Source organism: Campylobacter sp. BCW_4341, from assembly GCF_001764255.1.
GTDB classification, from domain to species: Bacteria; Campylobacterota; Campylobacteria; order Campylobacterales; family Campylobacteraceae; genus Campylobacter_D; species Campylobacter_D jejuni.
The window spans coordinates 20969-42204 of record NZ_MKAH01000052.1 but is presented as its reverse complement, the minus strand read 5'-3'; the positions used below and the strand labels follow the sequence as shown (position 1 = coordinate 42204).

General features: G+C 30.8%; 20 protein-coding genes. 18 read left to right on the top strand and 2 right to left on the bottom strand.

All coding sequences use genetic code 11. The annotated features are described in order from the left end of the window. The first annotated feature begins 7 nt into the window (after window positions 1-7). On the top strand, window positions 8-1186 hold the full coding sequence (locus AJN70_RS08650) for a metal-dependent hydrolase (protein ID WP_070295701.1): 1179 nt from the start codon (window positions 8-10) through the stop codon (window positions 1184-1186). 7 nt (window positions 1187-1193) lie between these two features. Here AJN70_RS08650 and AJN70_RS08645 read toward each other — a convergent pair whose 3' ends face one another. Next, window positions 1194-2720 carry an inorganic phosphate transporter gene (locus AJN70_RS08645; RefSeq protein WP_044794129.1) on the bottom strand — a complete coding sequence of 509 codons (1527 nt, stop codon included), beginning with the start codon at window positions 2718-2720 and terminating at the stop codon, window positions 1194-1196. 141 nt (window positions 2721-2861) lie between these two features. Between AJN70_RS08645 and AJN70_RS08640 the strand changes: the two genes are divergently transcribed. Then, window positions 2862-3668 (top strand): inverse autotransporter beta domain-containing protein, encoded by an 807-nt coding sequence (locus AJN70_RS08640; protein ID WP_070233543.1) that lies wholly within the window; start codon window positions 2862-2864, stop codon window positions 3666-3668. On the opposite strand, the gene AJN70_RS08635 is transcribed toward AJN70_RS08640, so the two are convergent. Continuing rightward, a complete protein-coding gene (locus tag AJN70_RS08635) occupies window positions 3665-5041 on the bottom strand; it encodes a cation:dicarboxylate symporter family transporter (protein ID WP_070287568.1) in 1377 nt (458 codons plus the stop codon). The two genes, AJN70_RS08640 and AJN70_RS08635, sit on opposite strands and share 4 nt — an antisense overlap. A gap of 261 nt (window positions 5042-5302) precedes the next feature. Here AJN70_RS08635 and cetC point away from each other — a divergent pair, with 261 nt between their 5' ends. The 16 genes from cetC (at window position 5303) to AJN70_RS08555 (ending at window position 21233) form a co-directional block, all read left to right on the top strand. Then, the gene (gene cetC, locus AJN70_RS08630) at window positions 5303-5797 is read left to right on the top strand and encodes an energy taxis response protein CetC (protein WP_070242795.1); all 495 of its coding nucleotides are present in this window, start codon (window positions 5303-5305) and stop codon (window positions 5795-5797) included. 119 nt (window positions 5798-5916) lie between these two features. Continuing rightward, entirely contained in the window at window positions 5917-7296 is a 1380-nt protein-coding gene (gene cetA / locus AJN70_RS08625) for a bipartate energy taxis response protein CetA (protein ID WP_002861898.1), read from the top strand. A 17-nt stretch (window positions 7297-7313) separates the two neighbouring features. Continuing rightward, entirely contained in the window at window positions 7314-7811 is a 498-nt protein-coding gene (gene cetB, locus AJN70_RS08620) for a bipartate energy taxis response protein CetB (RefSeq protein WP_002861897.1), read from the top strand. An 87-nt stretch (window positions 7812-7898) separates the two neighbouring features. Then, window positions 7899-9758, top strand: a complete 1860-nt coding sequence (gene mnmG, locus AJN70_RS08615; protein WP_002861896.1) for a tRNA uridine-5-carboxymethylaminomethyl(34) synthesis enzyme MnmG — start codon at window positions 7899-7901, stop codon at window positions 9756-9758. Beyond that, window positions 9759-11045 carry an arsenic transporter gene (locus AJN70_RS08610; RefSeq protein WP_070295700.1) on the top strand — a complete coding sequence of 429 codons (1287 nt, stop codon included), beginning with the start codon at window positions 9759-9761 and terminating at the stop codon, window positions 11043-11045. A gap of 89 nt (window positions 11046-11134) precedes the next feature. Next, the gene (gene petA / locus AJN70_RS08605) at window positions 11135-11638 is read left to right on the top strand and encodes a ubiquinol-cytochrome c reductase iron-sulfur subunit (RefSeq protein WP_002852880.1); all 504 of its coding nucleotides are present in this window, start codon (window positions 11135-11137) and stop codon (window positions 11636-11638) included. Between the two features lies 1 nt (window position 11639). Beyond that, entirely contained in the window at window positions 11640-12890 is a 1251-nt protein-coding gene (locus tag AJN70_RS08600; RefSeq protein WP_002852758.1) for a cytochrome b, read from the top strand. Next, on the top strand, window positions 12887-14011 hold the full coding sequence (locus tag AJN70_RS08595; protein ID WP_070287570.1) for a cytochrome c1: 1125 nt from the start codon (window positions 12887-12889) through the stop codon (window positions 14009-14011). The genes AJN70_RS08600 and AJN70_RS08595 overlap by 4 nt, the downstream gene beginning before the upstream one ends. Window positions 14012-14138: 127 nt before the next feature. Continuing rightward, entirely contained in the window at window positions 14139-15302 is a 1164-nt protein-coding gene (locus AJN70_RS08590; RefSeq protein ID WP_002861892.1) for an SAM-dependent methyltransferase, read from the top strand. A gap of 115 nt (window positions 15303-15417) precedes the next feature. Further along, window positions 15418-16209, top strand: coding sequence for a 30S ribosomal protein S2 (gene rpsB, locus AJN70_RS08585; RefSeq protein WP_070287571.1), 792 nt, complete (start codon window positions 15418-15420; stop codon window positions 16207-16209). Then, complete coding sequence (tsf, locus tag AJN70_RS08580) at window positions 16209-17282, top strand: translation elongation factor Ts (RefSeq protein ID WP_070295699.1); 1074 nt, start codon at window positions 16209-16211, stop codon at window positions 17280-17282. The genes rpsB and tsf overlap by 1 nt, the downstream gene beginning before the upstream one ends. A 12-nt stretch (window positions 17283-17294) precedes the next feature. Then, on the top strand, window positions 17295-17930 hold the full coding sequence (locus tag AJN70_RS08575; protein ID WP_044780077.1) for an ABC transporter ATP-binding protein: 636 nt from the start codon (window positions 17295-17297) through the stop codon (window positions 17928-17930). Further along, window positions 17917-18684, top strand: a complete 768-nt coding sequence (fliR, locus tag AJN70_RS08570) for a flagellar biosynthetic protein FliR (RefSeq protein WP_002855878.1) — start codon at window positions 17917-17919, stop codon at window positions 18682-18684. Before AJN70_RS08575 ends, fliR begins: the two co-directional genes overlap by 14 nt. Before the next feature lie 56 nt (window positions 18685-18740). Then, window positions 18741-20372 (top strand): highly acidic protein, encoded by a 1632-nt coding sequence (locus tag AJN70_RS08565; RefSeq protein ID WP_070295698.1) that lies wholly within the window; start codon window positions 18741-18743, stop codon window positions 20370-20372. 2 nt (window positions 20373-20374) lie between these two features. Further along, a complete protein-coding gene (gene gmk, locus AJN70_RS08560) occupies window positions 20375-20992 on the top strand; it encodes a guanylate kinase (protein ID WP_070295697.1) in 618 nt (205 codons plus the stop codon). A 1-nt stretch (window position 20993) separates the two neighbouring features. Continuing rightward, entirely contained in the window at window positions 20994-21233 is a 240-nt protein-coding gene (locus AJN70_RS08555; RefSeq protein ID WP_002852866.1) for a twin-arginine translocase TatA/TatE family subunit, read from the top strand. Window positions 21234-21236: the final 3 nt, after the last annotated feature.

Here is a 21236-nt window from a genome sequence, read left to right as displayed (position 1 = left end):
AAAAATCATGATAATTAAAAATGCAAAAATTTATGGAGATTCTTTACAAGATATAGAGATTAAAGAAGGAAAAATTACCAATATTGGTTCTAATTTACAAGGTGAAGAAATTTTAGATGCTAAAGGTATGACTTTACTTCCATCTTTTGTGGATTTGTGTGTAAGTTTGAAAAATGATAAATTTTCTTTAGCTAATTTAGAGCTTTTAGAAAATGAGTGTCTAAAAGGAGGAATTTCTAGTATAGTTTTGCGTGATTGCATGGATTTTGATGAAGAAAGTTTTGCTTTATTTTTACAAAATTTAGCTCAAAGAAAGATGCAAATTTTTTCAAGTGTGCGGGTTAAGGATGCAAATGGCAAGCTTAAAAATTTAGCCACTCTTTTAAACAAGGGGGCTTGTGCTTTAGAGCTTGATAGCTCTTTGGATGCAAATACTTTAAAAGTAAGTTCACAATATGCTTTTATGAAAGACTCTCCAATTTTTGTGCGTTGTTATGATAAGGATTTTGATGATAATGGAGTGATGAATGATTGTGAAATGAGTTTTGAGCTAGGGCTTATAGGCATGAGTAAAATTGCTGAAACTAGCCAGATAGCTAAAATGAAAGAATTGGCTAAATTTTATAAAAATAAGGTTGTTTTTGATCTTTTAAGTTTGAGAGATTCTTTAGTATTATTAGATGAAAAGGATTTAAAACTTGTAAGCATTCATCATCTTATCAAAGATGATAGTGCTTGTGAAGATTTTAATACTGCTGCGAAACTTATGCCACCTTTAAGAAGTAAAGAAGATGTTTTGGCTTTAAGAGAGGCTTTAAAAGAAGGAAAAATTAGTTTTTTAACTTCTTTACATAGTGCAAAATCAATTTCTTTAAAAGATTTAGCTTTTGATGAAGCGGCCTTTGGAATCCATAGCGTATGCGAATTTATAAGTCTTTGCTATACTTTTTTAATCAAAGAAGGATTTTTAAATTGGCAAGAGCTTTGTCAATTTACAAGTAAAAATCCTAGTGAATTTTTAGGTTTAAATAGTGGAGTTATAGAAGTTGGCAAAGAAGCTAATCTAGTTCTTTTCGATGAGAATGAAGAAATTTTTGCTCCAAAAAGTTCTCTTTATTCTGAGGATAAACTTTTTGGAAAGATTAAAATGCATATAATTAAAGGAAAAAATATTTTAGAAAAATAAGCTTTACTTAAATTCCTAAAGATAGTTTAAATCCTAAAAATACAAGTGCTGCCATAATACCAGCAGCTGGTAAAGTGATAATCCAAGCCAATCCTATAGGCTTCATCATAATCCAATTTGCATTTTTATTATACACTCCTATACCCAAGATAGCACCTATGAGTATATGGGTGGAGCTAACAGGAATCCCAAATTGTGTAGCTAAGAGTATAACTATGCTTGCACCAAGTTCTGCAGAAAATCCAGTAGTAGGGCGTATGGTTGCAAGTTTTGAACCCACTGTAGTAATCACTTCTTTACCTAAAAACCAAAGTCCTACAACTAGAGCAACTCCAAACATAGCTAAAGCAGCAAAAGGTACAGGAGAAGTCGCGTTAATTGTGCCGTTTTTTAAGACATCTAAAATCGCCGCAAAAGGACCTATAGCATTGGCTATATCATTGGCTCCGTGTGAAAATGCAAAACTAGAGGCTGTAAATATTTGAAACCATGAGAAAATTCTATCAGTAGTTTTATTAAGTTCTGTTTTTTTAACGATTTTGACTATAGCAAATGTTACAACATAACTTATAGTTCCTATAATTCCGATAATCCAAAAGTTTTGTAAAATATCTAAAGTGCTAACATTATTTAAACCTTTAAATAAAAACATTGCCGAAATGATAGCAGCAGCAATACAAGCAATGATTGGCATATGAGTTTTTAAAATAGAGTAAATATCTATATCTTTTTCTTGATCCTTAAATTCCTTCATTTTATTTCTATAGAAATTATTTTCTTGTTCTTCCTCATCTAAAGCTATAGCGGAAAGTTCTTTAATTTGTTCTTCTTGGGATTTTGTTTTTAAATCTAAAAAATATTCTTCTTTGAATTTCTTTCTTTCTTTTTTGATATTTTTCAAATCATCGTTTAGTTTTTCTGATGGTTTCAAAATTTTCTTATCAATGTATGAATAAATAGTATAAGCTACAATACCCCCTAAAAGAGGCGAAGCTACCCAAGAAATAGCTATTCTTAAAATTTCACTCCATTTAACCATGGAGAGTGTTTGAATCCCATCAAATTTTAAAAGCCCCATCATAATACTAGCACCTACAATCCCACCAACTATACTGTGTGTGGTTGATACAGGTAAGCCTTTCTTGGTTGCAATAAAAATCCAAACTCCAGAGCTTAAAAGTGCAGCAAGCATAATGATAACAAAAAGCATGGGATCTAAAGAATTTGGAAAAACAACAATACCGCTGCGTATGGTCTTAGTAACTTCTGCGCCTGCGAAGATTGCCCCGCTTAGCTCAAAAACAGCTGCTATAATTAAAGCTTGTTTAATGGTTACTGTTTTTGCACCAACGCTTGTTCCAAAAGAATTGGCTACATCATTTCCACCTATATTAAATGCCATAAAAATGCCAAATATAGAAGCAAGAATAAAAAGAATGAGTTGATGTTGCGAAATATAACCAAATCCCCAAATAACAAATGCGATAGTACTGATAATAAAAATAACAAAAGCTATGAGGTTGTCTTTTTGCATTAATAACCCTTTTTTATTTTAATTATACACTTATTTACTTTAAATTTGCTAATTTTAGTTTTTAGTCTTTGTGGAATTTTTATTTATATTATTTTTTTATAATAAATACTCAAACAAGAAATAATAAGGAATATAAGAATAATGAGGGGTATTTTTTATATAATAGCATTGTTTTCTTTACTCCATGCCGATGAACTTGCAGAGGCTTTAGTAAAAAATAATAATCAAAATTCTTGGGAGCACTTTGATTATAAAAACACCAAAGAAGCTCCAAAAATTCAAGAAGAGAATGTGGATTTTAAAAGTACTTTTGATAGCTTGCTTTCAAAAACTTTAGAAAATAATAATGGTATAGATAAAACAGATGGGAATTTAGATTTTCAAAACGAAAACGCGCAGGTTAAAAATTTAAGTTCTCTTTATGAGGGAGAGAATAATTCTTTGCTTTTTCAAAAAGAACTTTTTGTGGCTCAAGATAATTATAATTACTCAGGGGGCTTAATCAATCGTTATGAAAAAGATGATTTTTTATTTGGAGTTAATGGTTTTATTGACAAACAAAAGGAACAAAAAGATACTAAAAGCTTTGGTACAGAGTTTGGTTATAGTAAATTTATAAAGGCTTATAGTAATTATTACATACCCAATGAAGCAGAAAAGAATTTACAGCTTGGAATGAGTTTTGTAATTCCAACTTACACCGCTTTTGCTTTTGATATAAGCAAGGATAATGATAAAACTAATTATCAAGTATCTTACTCTCCTTATAGTGTATTTAGTTTAAATTTATTGCGTCGTGATTATAGCGCAAGAGAGACTGTTGATGATACCGTTGTTCAAGTTGGATTTAGTTTTAATTTCAATGAAAGTTTTTTAAAACAATTTAGGAAAAAAGATAATACTTTAGAGGAGGTTAATCGATATGATTTCCTCCAAAGAACCCATTAGTTCATTCCAGCATTATGGAATTTTTCTGGATTATCTATAGCATAGTTGAATTTTTCCCGATCAATTTGTTTATCCCAGATCGCAACGATTAAGGCTGCTACTGAATTTCCACAAAGATTTCCAACAGCCCTCATTTCAGACATAAATTTATCAACACCTAAAAGAACGCCTATAGCAGCTACTGGTAGAACTTGCGCTAAGGTTGCATTTGCTTCTGAAATTTCCATATTTCCTAGAGCTGCAAGCGTACTTCCAAGCACTATAAAACCTGATCCAGTTACACCCACTGCACCTTTTGAAGCTATCATTAATACTATTAAAATACTAATTTCGTGTGTTAAACTTAAATTTACATTAAAAGCTTGTGCTAGAAAGATTAAGCTCATAGCTAGATAAATATTTGTACAATCAAGATTAAAACTATATCCCGTTGGTAAAACAAGTCCGACTGTTGCTTTAGAAAGTCCCGCTTTTTCTAGTTTTCTCATTAAAGGAGCAAGTGCAGACTCGCTTGAACTGGTTGCAAAAACGATCAATACTTCTCTTGAGATAAATCTCATAAATTTGAAGATATTTACTTTTGCAAAATAACAAATCAGACCTAAGATTCCAAATATAAAAACAAGACATGAAATCAGCATTACTAAAAGTAAATATGCTAAGTTGATCAAAGAGCCAATTCCGTATTGAGCTATGAGTACAGCCATTGCTGAAAAGGCGGCAATAGGACTAAAATACATAATGATTTGTAGAATTTTAAAAACAAAATTTTGCACCACTTCAAAAACTCTTTGAATTGCCTGTTTATCTTCTATTCTCATTAAAGAAATAATCAAAGCAGTAATTATAGCAATAACTAAAACTTGTATGGTTTTTCCTTCTGTAAAAGGCGTGATAATATCAGTAGGCATAGCATCTTTTAAAATATGCATAATCTCAGAGCTTGCGCTTACTTCTGTGGTTTGAGAAATGTATTTTTGAACGCTTTTTGTATCAAGTTGACTTGGATCAAGATTCATTCCATGACCTGGTTGCATAACATTTGCCATAAAAATACCTATAGCAAGTGCTAAAGTACTTACAACTTCAAAGTAAATAACCGCTTTAGCACCAATACTACCTACTTTTTTTAAACTTTCAAGACTAATGATACCCAAAACCAAAGTAACAAAAATAATAGGACCTATAAGAACCTTTAAAGCACCTATAAAATAATCAACTCCTGGTTTGCTAGCAATGGCTAATTCTTTATCTGTATAGCCAAGTATAATACCTGTAATAATGCCTATAATCACCCAAAATCCAAGACTTTTTATAATACGTTTATATAAAGGCGGTTTTCTTTCAGCTAAAGTTTGACTTAAAGTTTCCAAGTTTATTCACTCCTTTTGATCTTTTGTGAAATATAATTTTAACAATGCGTATTGTAAATTTTAACAAAAAAACAACTCTAGAAATACTTTCTTTTATATGATATGACAATTTTTTATATAAATGTTACAAAATTTCTCATTATTTGCATTATAAAATTTAAAATATTTTTTGAAAATTTTATAATTTAGTATACTTTTTATTGTTTATTATTAGTAATAATTCTATTTTTGATTTATTTGTTTTATTGGGATGTTTTAATTATGAAAGAAATAGTTTTGTCTGAAAATGCTTTAATTACTTCTAAAACAGATCTTAAGGGGAATATCATTTATGCCAATAATGACTTTTTACAATACGCAGGTTATAAAGTCGATGAGCTTTTGTATAAATCTCATAGTATAGTAAGACATGAAGATATGCCACGTACTGTATTTAAATGTCTTTGGGATTATATTCAAAAAGGAGAAGAAATTTTTGCATTTGTAAAAAATAAAGCCAAGGATGGTAGTTTTTACTGGGTGTTTGCAAATGTAAGTGCTTCATTTGATACCAATGGAGATATCATCAACTACTATTCTGTTCGTCGTGCACCCAATAGAAAATCTCTTCCTATAATTGAAGAAGTTTATAAAATTTTACTTGAAAAAGAGCAAAAATCAGGCATTAATGCTGGAGTTTCAGCTTTAATAGATATTGTAAGTTCTTATAAAATGACTTATAATGAACTTGTTTTTAACTTACAAGAAGATAACTAAATAAGATATATTTAATCTTTTTTATTGTATAATCTTCGCCTAAAAATTAAAGTAATATATATTATTAAAGTATTACTTTAATTTATGACTTCAAAAATTTTTAATAAAGGGGTAAATTTATGGTGAAAAATGGATTATTATTAACTATTTTTCTAAGTATTATCGGTGTTTTAGGTGCCATTTTTATTCATATTTATGTTGGAGTGATAATTTTTATTTTAATCGCTGTTTTAATGATTTATTTGCTTAGACAACACAAAGATGAGCAAATAATGATAGATAAACTTTTGGTTCTTTGTAGAGAGTTAAAAGAAGGAAATTTTGACAATAGAATGATCTATGTAAAAACAAAAAGCAAAAAATTAGCCGAAATAGCAGATAATCTTAACAATACTATTGATGGACTAGAAGCTTATTTAAGGGAAATTAATACTTCTATTTCTTGTTCCCAAAAAGGCGAATTTTATCGTAAGGCTTTGCCTGAAGGTTTAAAAGGAATTTTTGCTCATAATATCGAATTTATAAATAAAGCTTTAGCAAACATAGAAGTGACAGCAAGATCCACTTTTAAAAATGCTTTATCAAGAACTTTAATGGATTTAAGCCTTGGAAATCAAAATAAAGATATGTCTCAAATTTCTAGCTCATTAAATCAAGATATTAGCATGATGAAAAATGTATATGATACAGTTGATGCCATTACTCATACAGCTACAGAAAATGGCTCAGAGGTGGATTCTTTGCAAAGTGCCATGGGTTCTTTAATGGATGTTGTAAATTCGAGCAAGGAAACAGTGCAAACTTTTGTGGCTAATTCCCAAAATATTACTTCAGTGGTTGAAGTAATACGCGATATAGCTGATCAAACCAATCTTCTAGCTTTAAATGCTGCTATTGAAGCTGCACGTGCAGGAGAACATGGTAGGGGCTTTGCGGTTGTGGCTGATGAAGTTAGAAAGTTAGCAGAAAGAACTCAAAGATCTACAAGTGAAATTTCCATTGCAATTCAGACTATGCAACAGGATTTTGTAAATATCCAAAGTGGCAGCGATCAAGTTTTTAACATTGTTAGTGAATCTGAAGAAAGAATTAATAAATTTTCTCAAGCTTTTAAACGTCTAGAAGAAAATAGTAGTGCTCTTGGTGTTAATTTTGGATCCTTTGCAAAGAGATTGATTTTGTCTGTGGTTAAAATCGATCATATTCTTTATAAATCAAATATATATTTAAATTTAAATGGGGCTCAAAATTTCAATCTTGAAAGTGTAGATCCAATTTCTAATCTTTGCCAAGATGAGAGAGCTCAAGGTGTTATTAATGAACTTAGTTCTGAAACTGAGTTAAATTTAGCTAAAGAATTTATAAAAGATAACGCTAAAAAAGCAATAGAAGAATCAAGTCAAGATTATATCGATCAAAAAGCTTATGATGCGATTGTAAATGATATTAAATCACTAGAGCAAAGAAGTGCTGAAATCTTAGCAAAATTAAAAATATAAATTAAGAGGGTGGGGAAATGTCAAGAGAAATTTTTTTACAAGAAGATAGTTTAATTACTTCTAAAACAGATTTAAAAGGTAAAATAGTTTATGCAAATGATGATTTTTTAAAGTATGCAGGTTATACCATGGGTGAAGTTTTAAATAAACCTCATAACATAGTAAGACATGAAGAGATGCCAAAAACTGTTTTTAAATATTTATGGGATTATATGAGAGAGGGTAAGGAAATTTTTGCTTACGTAAAAAACAAAACTAAAGATAACAATTACTACTGGGTTTTTGCAAATGTAACTCCATCAATAGATATTAATAATAATATCATAGGCTATTATTCCGTTCGTCGTATGCCAAATAAAAGCGCTATTTCTACAATAGAAAGCCTTTATAGCGATCTTTTAAGAGTAGAACAGCAACAAGGTTTAAATAAAGGTGTTGAGATGCTTAAAAATTTCTGCAAAGATGCAGATAAAACTTATAATGAGTTAATTTTCTCTCTCCAAGAAGCTAAATAAATTTTTGTTAGGCTTAAAACGAGTTTGTTTTAAGTCTAAATATTATATAATCTTTCTTTTAAAAATTCACATTTTTCAAGGCAAAATATGTTTGATGTCATTGTTATAGGTGGTGGACATGCGGGTGTTGAAGCAAGTGCTGCTGCTGCTAGAATGGGTAAAAAAACCTTACTTTTAACTACATTGATTGAGCAAATAGGAGCAGCAAGTTGTAATCCAGCTATAGGTGGACTTGCAAAAGGGCATTTGGTAAAAGAACTTGATGCCATGGGTGGTCTTATGGGTGAAATCACCGATGAAGCGGGAATACAATTTCGCATTTTAAATGAAAGTAAGGGTGTAGCCGTTCAAGGAAGTAGGGCGCAAATTGATATGGATAAGTACCGTATCATTGCACGTAATAAACTTTTAAAACTTCCAAATTTAGAAATTTCTCAAGAACAAGCGAATGCTTTAATCGTAGAAAATGATGAAGTTAAAGGCGTAAAAACAAATTTAGAAAATACATATTTTGCCAAAAAAGTGATACTTACAACAGGGACTTTTTTAAATGGACTTATTCATATAGGCGAAAATAAACTTCAAGCAGGAAGGGTAGGGGAGCTTGCTTCAGTAAATTTAGGCAATTATCTACAAACTTTGGGTTTAAAAATGGGGCGTTTAAAAACAGGAACTTGCCCAAGAGTAGATGCAAAAAGTATTGATTTTAGCGCACTTGAAATCCAAGATGGCGATGTAAATCCTAAAGCTTTTAGTTTTCGTTCAAGAAATTTTAATCCTACTCAACTTCCTTGTTATATCGCACGCACTAATACAACTACACATGAGATTATTAAGAATAATTTTTATCGTGCCCCACTTTTTACAGGACAGATTGAAGGCGTGGGGCCAAGGTATTGTCCTTCTATAGAAGATAAGATCAATCGTTTTAGCGACAAAGAAAGTCATCATCTTTTTATAGAGCCTCAAACTATCGATGCAACGGAGTATTATATCAATGGTTTTTCTACTTCTTTGCCCTATGAAGTGCAAACTCAAATGCTACGTTCTGTAAAGGGTTTTGAAAATGCTAAAATAACCCGTTTTGGTTATGCTATAGAATATGACTATATAGAGCCAACTGAACTTAAGCATACTTTAGAACTTAAAAAGATTAAAAATCTTTATTGTGCAGGACAGATTAATGGAACTACAGGTTATGAAGAGGCTGCAGCACAAGGCTTTATGGCAGGAATCAATGCAAGTTTAAGCATAGATATGAAAGAGCCTTTGATTTTAAGGCGTGATGAAGCTTATATAGGAGTTTTAATCGATGATTTGGTAGTAAAAGGTACAAAAGAACCTTATAGAATGTTTACTTCAAGAGCGGAATTTAGACTGCTTTTAAGGGAAGAAAATGCTATACTTAGACTTGGAAAATATGGCTATGATTTAGGGCTTTTAAGTGAGCAAGATTTTACTTATATACAAAATATCGCAAACAATCTTCAAAAAGGACTTGAATTTTTACTTTCTAAAGAATTCACACCTAATAACCAAAATAATGCTTTTTTAGAGAGTTTAGGAGAAGATAAAATTTCTTCTATAGTCAATCTTCAAAAAATTGTCGCAAGAGCAAGTTTTGATATAGAAAAATTAAAAAAACTTGATCCTATGTTTGAAACTATGGATCATTACTCCTTAAGAGAGATTTTAAATGAGGCAAAGTATTATCATTACATTAGTATGCAAAAAGCTCAAGTAGAAAAAATGAAAAATCTTAGCGAGCTTAAAATTCCTGAAAATTTTGATTTTAAAAGTGTAAGCGGTTTGAGTAATGAAGTTGTAGAAAAGCTTAATCATCATAAACCTCCAACTATTTTTGCTGCAAGTCAAATCAGTGGAATCACTCCTGCGGCGTTGGATATTTTGCAAATTTATATCAAAATGCAAAAGAAAAAAGCTTAAATGCTTGCTTTTTTTATTTTTTTATCTACTTTAATTTTACTTTTTTGGCGTCCATGGAATTTACCTATTTGGGTATTTTCTAGCTTGGGAGCTTTTTTTGTTTTTATTTTTCAATTGGTAGATTTTACAGACGCTTATTTTGTTTTTTCTTTGGTTTGGGATAGTTCTTTAACTTTGGTTGGGTTGATTATCCTTTCTTTTAGCTTGGAAGCTTTGGGATTTTTTGATTTTATTGCGAGTAAAATTTTGCATTTTTCTAGAGAGAAAAATCAAGAAAAAATTTATATTAGCACAAAAAAATTGATGTTATTTTTGTTGATTTTTGTCTTTTTTCTTTCTGCATTTTTTGCTAACGATGGAGCGATTTTAATCATTACACCTATTATTATAGCTTTATTTTCAACTCTTAAAGATTGTAAAAATCATGTTTTTATTTTAAGTTCTTTTTTGCTTAGTCTTTCTTTTTTATGTGATGCAAGTTCAAACGCTTTGGTTATTTCAAATTTAACCAATATTATTACAGCAAATTATTTTAAGATAGAATTTTTAGAATTTGCTAAAAATATGTTTTTGCCAAATTTTTTTGTTTTGCTTTCTACTATAGTTATGGTTTTTATGCTTTATGGGAGAGTTTTGCCTAAAAGGCTTGAATTTAAATTAGTCAAAAAAGAGCAAATTTCATTGAAATTGTTTTTTCTTTGCATAGTATTTTTACTTCTTTTTGTGATCAGTTTTTTTATAGGTGAAATTTTTGATATTAAAATAAGTTTTTTTGCTTTGCTTTGGGCGGGAATTTTTTGGCTTATTGTTTTAAAAATTCAAGGTAAAAAAAGTGTTAAAATTCTTTTTGAAGCACCTTATGGAGTTTTGCTTTTTAGTTTTGGGCTTTATATGGTGGTTTTTGCTTTACATAAAATAGGCGTGAGTGAAATTTTGGTTAAAAGCTATGCTTTTTTGATGCAAGATAAGAGTGGAATTTTTGGTGTGGCTTTGATTTCAGCTTTTGGATCTTCTGTGTTTAATAATTTGCCTATGGTTTTAATCGGCGATTTGGCATTAAAAGAATATTTTGAGAATTTTTCTTTTGATTCCTTGATGATTTATGCGCATCTTTTGGGGGTAAACATAGGCCCAAAACTTACGCCAATAGGTTCTTTGGCAACTTTGCTTTGGCTTGGAGTTTTGGCTAGAAAAGGCATTAATATTTCTTTTTGGCAATATTGTAAATTTGGCTTTTTGATAACTTTACCTGTGCTTGTTTTTTCTCTTTTTGCTCTTATTGTCTAAATATCAAAATTTGTTAAACAAAGAAAAAATTTATTTTAATTTCGATAAACTTTTAACTTGGTTAAAAAATAAAATCGAAAGGACAAGTTATGGCTACATCTGAGAGTAGACGAAGCTTTATGGGCTTTGCATTTGGAAGCGTAGCTGCTGTAGGCGGTGTTTTCTCGCTTGTTGCGATGAAAAAAACTTGGGATCCGCTTCCAAGTGTCAAAGCTGCAGGTTTTACTACAGTAGATTTATCAGGAATGCAAGATGGAGAGCTTAGAACTATAGAATGGCGTAAAAAGCCTATTTTTATATTAAAAAAAGATGCGAGTATGCCAAAAGATGAAAAACGTGATGTTGTGGTAGATAACGCAGCTTATACTGTGGTTATAGGACTTTGTACGCATTTGGGTTGTATACCTGCTTACCAACCAAGTGAGCAATTGTTTAAATGTGCCTGTCATGGTGGAGAATTTGACACAAGTGGAAAAAATGTCTTTGGACCTCCTCCAAAGCCTCTTGAAATTCCTCCTTTTAAGATTGATGGAACCAAACTTGTTTTAGGTGAAGAGGGTCCTGAATATAAAAAAATGATAGCGGAGGCTTAAGATGGCACAAATTAGAAAAGCTAATGGCCTTGTAGATTGGCTTGATCAAAGACTTGCAGTACATAAACTGCTTGATGTTTTAATGGTAAAGTATTGGATACCAAAGCAAATTAACTTTCTTTGGGCAATGGGGGTTATTTTAACCACTCTTTTTGCAGTGCTTTTTGTTACAGGACTTTTACTTGTAATGTATTATAAACCAGATACTGCACTTGCTTTTGATAGTGTGAATAAGACTATTATGCAAGAGGTGGATTATGGATGGCTTTGGCGTCACATGCATGGTGTTGCCGCTTCTGTTGTATTTTTGATTATATACATACATATGCTAACAGGAATTTATTACGGTTCTTATAAAAAAGGTCGTGAGATGATTTGGGTTAGCGGTATGCTTTTGTTTGTTGTATTTTCTGCTGAAGCTTTTAGTGGCTATATGCTTCCTTGGGGACAAATGAGTTATTGGGCAGCTCAAGTAATCACTAATCTTTTTGGAGGGATACCATTTATTGGCCCTGAGCTTGTGATTTGGATTCGTGGAGATTATGCGGTTTCTGATCCAACTTTAACAAGATTTTTTATGCTTCATGTGTGCTTGCTTCCTATAGTTATCATTGCTATTATAGCATTTCACTTCTATTCTTTAAGAATTCCTCATGTTAATAATGAAATTTCTGAAGAACTTGACTTTGATTTAGAGGCTGAAAAATACATGGCAGGTGACACAAAGGGTTCTAAAGTGATTCCTTTTTGGCCAGGATTTTTATCAAAAGATTTTATGTATATAAGCTTTTTTATGATTTTCTTCTTTTATTTGGTCTGTTTTAAATTTGAATTTGCAATGGATCCAATTAATTTTGATCCAGCTAATGCGCTTAAAACACCAGCTCATATTTATCCTGAGTGGTATTTCTTATGGAGTTATGAAGTTTTAAGAGGATTTTTCTTTGATATTGCAGGTATTAAAGCTTTTGATATAGGTTTGGCTGCATTTGGTATTGCTCAAGTGATTTTCTTCTTGCTTCCTTGGCTTGATAGAAGTGATGTTGTAAAACCAGCTCATGAAAGACCTTTATTTTTCATTTGGTTTTGGATATTGCTTATCGATTTAATTGTTTTAACAGTTTATGGAAAATTACCTCCAACAGGTGTAAATGCTTGGGTAGGATTTTATGCTTCTATAGTATTTTTACTTTTACTTATTGTAGTTTTACCGGTTATTACTATTATGGAGAGAAAAGGAGCTAAACAATGAGAGAAATAAAAATATTTTTAGTTGTGGTAGTTTTTACTGCGCTTGTATATTGGGGGGTAGAGCCTTATGCTCATTCAGTGATGAAACCTCATGTTGCTCCTGCAAATTTTGATTTTGCTGTTGAAGATACTACTTTTGCAAAAGGTATAGTTGAAGCTAAAGAATTAGCTCTAAAAGATGCACAAGCTTCAGGAGATGCTAAAAGAATAGAGAGTGCAAACAAAGAACTTGAAAAAGCAAAAGAAGAATTAAGCAAAGTTGAAACACTTTGGGCAGATGTTGCAAAGATCGATTTTGCTAAGGGTGATGCAAAAAAAGGTAAAGAATTTTTTGAAAATAACTGTTTTGCATGTCATGGTCTAAAAGAAGATGGAATAACAGCTAATATTACTGATTCTTCTATGGGAGTAATACCACCTGATCTTAGTGCAGCTGGTGCTATTTTTGATGAAAAATTTTTAGCAGCTTTGATTATGCATCCTGCGCTTGCTTTAAAAGTAGATCATAAATTTGGTGATGCTTTTATTATGACAGCTTACAATAAAGATACTTCAGGAGAAAGCGAAGAAGCTACAAATGCAAATATAGCCAATGTAATTGCTTATCTTAAAGATGTGAGTGTTAAATTTGAAGCCAATGAAGATGCTACTATTAAGAAAGATGTTGAGGCAAAATATGCTAAAATGGAAAATAGTGCTCAAAAAGCGGCTTTAATGGAAAAAGATATAAAATTTGCTAAAGATAAAGCAACTTTTATTGAGGCTTGCGGACGTTGTCATGATATGAAATACGATAGCTTTTTTACTCCATCAAATCAAAATGATTTAAAAACTTATTTAGGTTCTGTTCCGCCTGATCTTTCTATGATGATAAGATCTCGTGGTGAGCAATATTTACATGATTTTATTAATAACACTCAAAAACTTCTTCCAGGAACCGCTATGCCAAGAGTAGGTTTAACAGAAGCTGCACAGGCTAAGGTTGTATCTTATATTGATCAAGTGGGTGATAGCAAAAAAGAAGAAAGAAAAACTACAGGAATTTATGTAATGATATTCTTTGTAATTTTAAGTATTTTTGCTATAGGTTGGAAGCGTTCTGTTTGGTCTAAATTACATTAATATTACATTTTTTGCCATTATTTAATGATAATGGCAAAAATCTTATTTTTTCTTCATTTTTATTAATTTTTAATATTTAAAGAGAGATACTTCAAAATATAATTATTTTAGAATTTAGGAGTATTTTATGTTAGAAAAAACTTTAATCAAATCTATTTTAAAAAAATGGGATTATGGGGATTTTAGAGTTGTTTTTTGGGATAAAGAAGAATTTTTTATCGGAAACAAACCTGCTAAATTTTCTTTAATTTTTAAAGAAAAAATTCCTTTTTTGGAGTTATTTGGTGATACAAGTTTGGTTTTTGCAAGACATTATATGCAGGCAAAACTTGACATAGAGGGCGATTATGATGAAATGGCTAGGGTATTATATTATTTTTCTAATCAGCAATTTTTTAAAACCAAAAAAGATGTATTGAGTAAAATAACTCAAAAGCAAGAAAGTAAAAATATCAAAAGTCATTATGATATAGGTAATGATTTTTATAAGCTTTGGCTTGATGATACTATGAGCTATTCTTGCGCTTATTTTAAAGAGCCTAATAATACTCTTTATGAAGCTCAAATTAACAAAATAGAACATACCCTTAAAAAACTTGATTTAAAAGAAGGAGAAAAGCTTTTAGATATAGGTTGTGGCTGGGGTTGGCTTTCTATTATGGCGGCTCAAAAGTATGGAGTTAAGGTTGTTGGAATTACTATTTCAGAGGAGCAGTGTAAAAAAGCTAAGGAAAGAGTAAAAGAACTTGGTCTTGAAGATAAAATAGAAATAAGACTTCAAAATTATCAAGATTTAGAATTTGAAAATTATTTTGATAAAGTTGTTTCTGTGGGTATGTTTGAACATGTAGGTAAAGAGAATTTAGGACTTTATTTCATGAAAGTAAAACAAGTGTTAAAACCTGGAGGTTCTATGCTTTTACATTCTATTTTAGCCATGTTTGAAGGAAAAACAAATGCTTGGATAGATAAATATATTTTTCCAGGAGGATATTTACCTTCTTTAAGAGAGGTTGTAAGTGCTATGAGCGAGTGGGATTTTCATCTTCTTTTAGCAGAAAGTTTAAGAATGCACTATGCAAAAACTTTAGATTTATGGGATGAAAATTTTAACAAAGTATTGGACAAGGTAAGGGAAAAATATGATGAAGAATTTATAAGAATGTGGGATTTATACCTTCGTTCTTGTGCCTCTGCTTTTCGTGTTGGAAGCGTGGATTTGTTCCAATTTTTAATCACAAAAGAAATCAATAATAATCTAAGCCTTACCAAGGACTACATATATAAGTAAAAACTAAACTTAAATTTGATAGAATCTTAGCTTCATTTCACACACATCAATTCTTTTTAGCTTGTGTAAATTAAGGGATGTGGAGGAATAAAGCTAAATTTATAAGGAGAAACTCATGGTTAGTATGAGAGATTTATTAGAATGCGGTGTGCATTTTGGACACCAAACAAGACGCTGGAATCCAAAGATGAAAAAATTCATTTTTGGCGAGAGAAAAGGTATTTATGTAATTGATTTACAAAAAACTTTAAGATATTTTAGATATACCTATAATATCGTTCGTGACGCTGCTGCCGAAGGAAAAACTATACTTTTTGTTGGAACAAAAAAACAAGCAGGTGGAGCGATTAAAGAATACGCTGAAAAATGCGGTATGCCTTATGTAAATCATAGATGGCTTGGCGGTATGATGACAAATTTTGGTACTATTCGCCAATCAATTAGAAAATTAGAAGTAATTGAAAAAATGGAAGAAGATGGAAGTATTAAGCTTTTAACTAAAAAAGAAGCTTTAATGCTTACAAGAAAAAAAGAAAAATTATTAGCTTATTTAGGTGGAATTCGTTATATGAAAACTCAACCTGATATGATTTTTGTTGTTGACACAGTAAAGGAAAAAATTGCTGTTCAAGAAGCAAATAGATTAAGAATTCCTGTTGTAGCTCCACTAGATACAAACTGCGATCCTGATTTGGTAACTTATCCTATTCCAGGAAATGATGATGCAATTCGTTCAGTGCAACTTTTCTGTCAAGAAATGGCTGAAGCGATTAATGAAGGAAAAGCTTTAAGAGAACAAGATAGTGAAGCTTTAGCAAATGAAGAAAAAGAAATCACCGATGAAGAGAAAAAAGAAGTTTTAGATGAAGCGATGAGCGAAGAAGACTTCGGTGAGGAGCAAGAATAATGGCTGAAATCACTGCTGCAATGGTAAAAGAACTCCGCGAAAGTACAGGTGCGGGGATGATGGATTGTAAAAATGCTTTGAGTGAAACTAATGGAGATTTTGATAAAGCAGTACAACTTTTAAGAGAAAAAGGTTTAGGTAAGGCTGCTAAAAAAGCAGACAGACTTGCTGCAGAAGGTTTAGTAAGTGTAAAAGTAAGCGATGATTTTACAAGCGCAACTGTAAGCGAGATTAATTCCGAAACAGATTTTGTGGCAAAAAATGATCAGTTTATCGCTTTAACAAAAGATACTACAGCTCATATTCAAAGTAATAGCTTACAAAGTGTGGAAGAACTTCATTCAAGCACAATCAATGGTGTAAAATTTGAAGAATATTTAAAAAGTCAAATTGCAACTATAGGAGAAAACTTAGTTGTAAGAAGATTTGCAACTTTAAAAGCAGGTGCTAACGGCGTTGTAAATGGTTATATCCATACAAATGGCCGTGTTGGTGTTGTGATCGCTGCAGCTTGTGATAGTGCTGAAGTGGCTTCAAAATCAAGAGATTTGTTAAGACAAATTTGTATGCATATTGCAGCAATGAGACCAAGTTATTTAAGTTATGAAGATTTGGATATGACTTTTGTTGAAAATGAATACAAAGCTTTGGCTGCTGAACTTGAAAAAGAAAATGAAGAAAGACGCAGACTTAAAGATCCAAATAAACCTGAACATAAAATTCCTCAATTTGCAAGTCGCAAACAATTAAGCGATGCAATTTTAAAAGAAGCTGAAGAAAAAATCAAAGAAGAGCTTAAAGCTCAAGGTAAACCTGAAAAAATTTGGGACAATATTATCCCAGGTAAAATAAATAGCTTTATAGCAGATAATTCTCAACTTGATAGCAAACTTACTTTAATGGGTCAGTTTTATGTAATGGATGATAAAAAAACCGTAGAACAAGTAATTGCCGAAAAAGAAAAAGAATTTGGCGGAAAAATTAAAATTGTCGAATTTATTTGCTTTGAAGTTGGCGAAGGTTTAGAAAAGAAAACTGAAGATTTTGCGGCTGAAGTTGCTGCACAACTTTAAAAACGGTTAAAAATGGAACTCTTAAGAGCGGAAAATTTAAGCCATAGTTTTGATTATCCGCTTTTTGAGGGTTTAAATCTTACTTTAAACACTAAAGATTGCATTGCTATTCAAGGGAGTAGCGGTTGTGGCAAATCTACTCTTTTACATATACTTTCTTCTTTATTAATTCCAAAAAAAGGTGAAGTTTTTTTTAAAGGTTCTAGTCTTTATCAGATAGATGAAAACGAAAGATTAAAAATTCGCCGTTATGATTTTGGTATTATTTTTCAGACACATTATCTTTTTAAAGGTTTTTCAGCTTTAGAAAATATCGAACTTGCTAGTGTTTTATCGGGTCAAGATTTAGATGAGAAAATTTTAAAAAGATTAGGTATTGATGCGCTTTTACATCAAAAAATAGGAAAGCTTAGCGGCGGACAACAACAGCGTGTGAGTATCGCGCGCGTGCTTTGTAAAAAACCAAAGATTATTTTTGCTGATGAAGCAACTGGAAATTTGGATTTTGATAATGCTAAAAATGTTATCGAACTTTTAATTTCCTATGTTAAAGAAAATGATGCAGCTTTATTTTTTGTAACTCACGATAGCAAGCTTGCAAGTTTTTGTGATAAAACTTATACTATAAACGCCAATGGAATTTGTTAATTATTTAGGTGATAAAAATGTTGTAACTTTTATGTTGCTTCTTGCTAGAATGAGTGGTCTTATAGTTTTTTTTCCTTTTTTTTCACATAATTCTATTCCTATGGTGATAAAAAGTACTATAGTTTTATTTTTGACTATGTATTTATATCCTTTGGCTAGATTAGAATCTTTGCATTTAGATAGTTTTTTTGTTTTGCAGCTTATTAGTGAAGTGATTTTTGGAATGATAGCAGGATTAATGCTTCAAATTATTTTTGCTATTATTATGATGGCAGGTGAGCAGATTGCTTTTACTATGGGATTTACTATGGCAAGTATATTAGATCCAAGTTCTGGAACGAGTATGCCTATCACATCTCAAATTTTAAATTTGCTTGCTTTGATGTTTTTTCTTGCTTTTGATGGCCATCATTTAATGCTTTTGTTTTTAAGTCATTCTTTGGGTTATATTAGTTTAGGTGGATTTTATCCGCATGAGAATTTAATGCATTATCTAAATATGGGTATGTTTAATATTTTCATCATAGGTTTTACTATGAGCTTTCCCATACTTGGAATTTCACTTTTAGCCGATGTTATTTTTGGACTTTTGATGAAAACAATGCCACAATTTAATCTTTTAGTTATTGGCTATCCTATAAAGATAGCTTTAGGTTTTGTAGTTTTGATCGCTATTTTATTAGTTATGATGCAATATTTTAAAAATTTAATTTTAGAACTTTTCACTCATATGCAAACTCTTTTTTTCTCCTAAGGAAAGGATAAATGAAATTATCGTAAAATAGCGATTATTTTTTAAGGATTAAAGTGATGAAAATTTTACTTTTAAATGAAAACCCTGTAGTTTCAAGACTTGTAAGCCTTAGTGCTAAAAAAATGTCTTATGATTTTGAAGAACTTAATGCTTATAGTGAAAATTTGGGTAATTATGATGTGATTGTTGTAGATAGCGATACTCCAGCACCTTTAAAAATTCTTAAAGAAAAATGTGATAGATTGATTTTTTTAGCTCCGCGAAACCAAAATGTAGAAGATATAGATGCGCAAATTTTACAAAAACCTTTTTTACCTACAGATTTTTTAAATTTACTTAATAATAAAGATGTAAACAAACATACACCTATTGATTTGCCAATGTTAAGCAATGATGAAAATCCCTATGCTGATATAAGCTTGGATTTAGATAATTTAAATTTAGATGATTTGCCTGATGAAAATTCTTTAGATATAAATTCAGAGGGAGTGAAAGATTTGAGTTTTGATGATGATGTTCAAGATGATAATGCAAACAAAACTTTAGAAACTCAAAATTTAGAAGATGAAAATTTAGAACAAGAAGCAATTAAAGAACAGACTCAAGAAGACATTCAAACTGATTTAGATTTAACTTTGGAAGATCGCGAAAGCGAAAAAGAAGACTTAAGCCAAGAACATACAGCTTTGGATACTGAACCTAGTTTAGATGATAAAAATGATGAAGATTTAGAAATCAAAGAAGATGACAAAAATGAAGAAATAGAAAAGCAAGAATTATTAAACGATTCTAAAACAAATACATTAGAAATGCAAGAAGAGCTTAACGCTCAAGATGATAATGCAAACAAAACTTTAGAAACTCAAAATTTAGAAGATGAAAATTTAGAACAAGAAGCAATTAAAGAACAGACTCAAGAAGACATTCAAACTGATTTAGATTTAACTTTGGAAGATCGCGAAAGCGAAAAAGAAGACTTAAGCCAAGAACATACAGCTTTGGATTCTGAGCCTAGTATAGATGAACTAGATGATAAAAATGATGAAGATTTAGAAGATAACAAAGAATTGCAAGCTAATATAAGCGACTTTGATGATCTTCCTATGGTCGAAGAGCAAGAAAAAGAAATGGATTTTGATGATATTCCTGAGGATGCTGAATTTTTAGGTCAAGCAAAAGATAATGAAGAATCAGAGGAAATTTTAGAGGAGTTTACTCCTGTTGTGGAAGAAGATGTTCAAGATGAAATGGATGATTTTACTTCAAATTTGAGTACTCAAGATCAAATCAAAGAAGAACTAGCTCAACTTGATGAGCTTGATTATGGTATTGATAGTGACAATAGCAGCAAGGTTTTAGAAGATTTTAAAGATGAGCCAATTTTAGACGATAAAGAATTAGGAACAAATGAAGAGGAAGTGGTTGTGCCAAATTTAAATATAAGTGATTTTGATGCATTGAAAGAAAGTGATATACAAGAAGCTCTTGGAGAGGAAATTGTAGAAAAAAATGAAGAGCCTATAGTAAGTAATGCAACTAAAGATGATAATAGTGAAGAGATAGTTAATGAGCTTAGCCAAAGTATAGTAGGAGCGATCACTTCAAGTATTAAGGATGATACCTTAAAAGCTGCTCTTAAGGGTATGAATATGAATATAAATATAAACATTAGTTTTAAAGAGGATTAAAATTGCAAGGTTTTATTTTGTTGATTTCAGGTCCTAGTGGAGCTGGAAAATCAACTCTTTTAAAAAAACTTTTTGATGAATTTGAAGATGAGCTTTATTTTTCTATTTCTTCAACAACTCGCAAACCAAGAGAGGGTGAAAAAAATGGAATACATTATCATTTTATATCTCATGAAGAATTTCAAAAAGGTATAGATGGTGATCATTTTTTAGAATGGGCTAAAGTGCATGAAAATTTTTATGGCACTTCTTTAAAGCACACTCAAGATGCTTTAGATAATGGAAAAATAATTGTTTTTGATATTGATGTGCAAGGATTTAAAATAGCCAGACAAAAAATGGCTGATAAGATTGTTTCTGTTTTTATTACTACAAAAAATAAAGATGAGTTAAAAAAAAGACTTATTAAGCGAAATACTGATACAATAATACAACTAGAAAAAAGATTACAAAACGCTAGTGATGAAATGAAAGAGCTTAGCGAGTATGATTATCTTATCATTAATGATGAGCTAAAGCAAAGCTATGAAGTATTGCGAGCGATTTTAATCGCCCATAAATTTAGAACCAAAGGGCAGAATCTAGGACAAATTCAAAATATTTGGAATGAAGGAGAATAAAATGGGTGGTTGGTCAAGTCCAAGTCATTGGTTGATTATTTTATTGATTGTTGTATTGCTTTTTGGAGCAAAAAAAATTCCAGAACTTGCAAAGGGTTTAGGTAAAGGTATTAAAACTTTTAAAGATGAAATGAATAATGATGATGAAGTAGCAAAAAATACTCAAAAAATAGAAGAAAACAAAAACACAACTAATAATACAAATGCTGACGCAAGTATAGACGAAACAAAAAAAGCTTAAGGT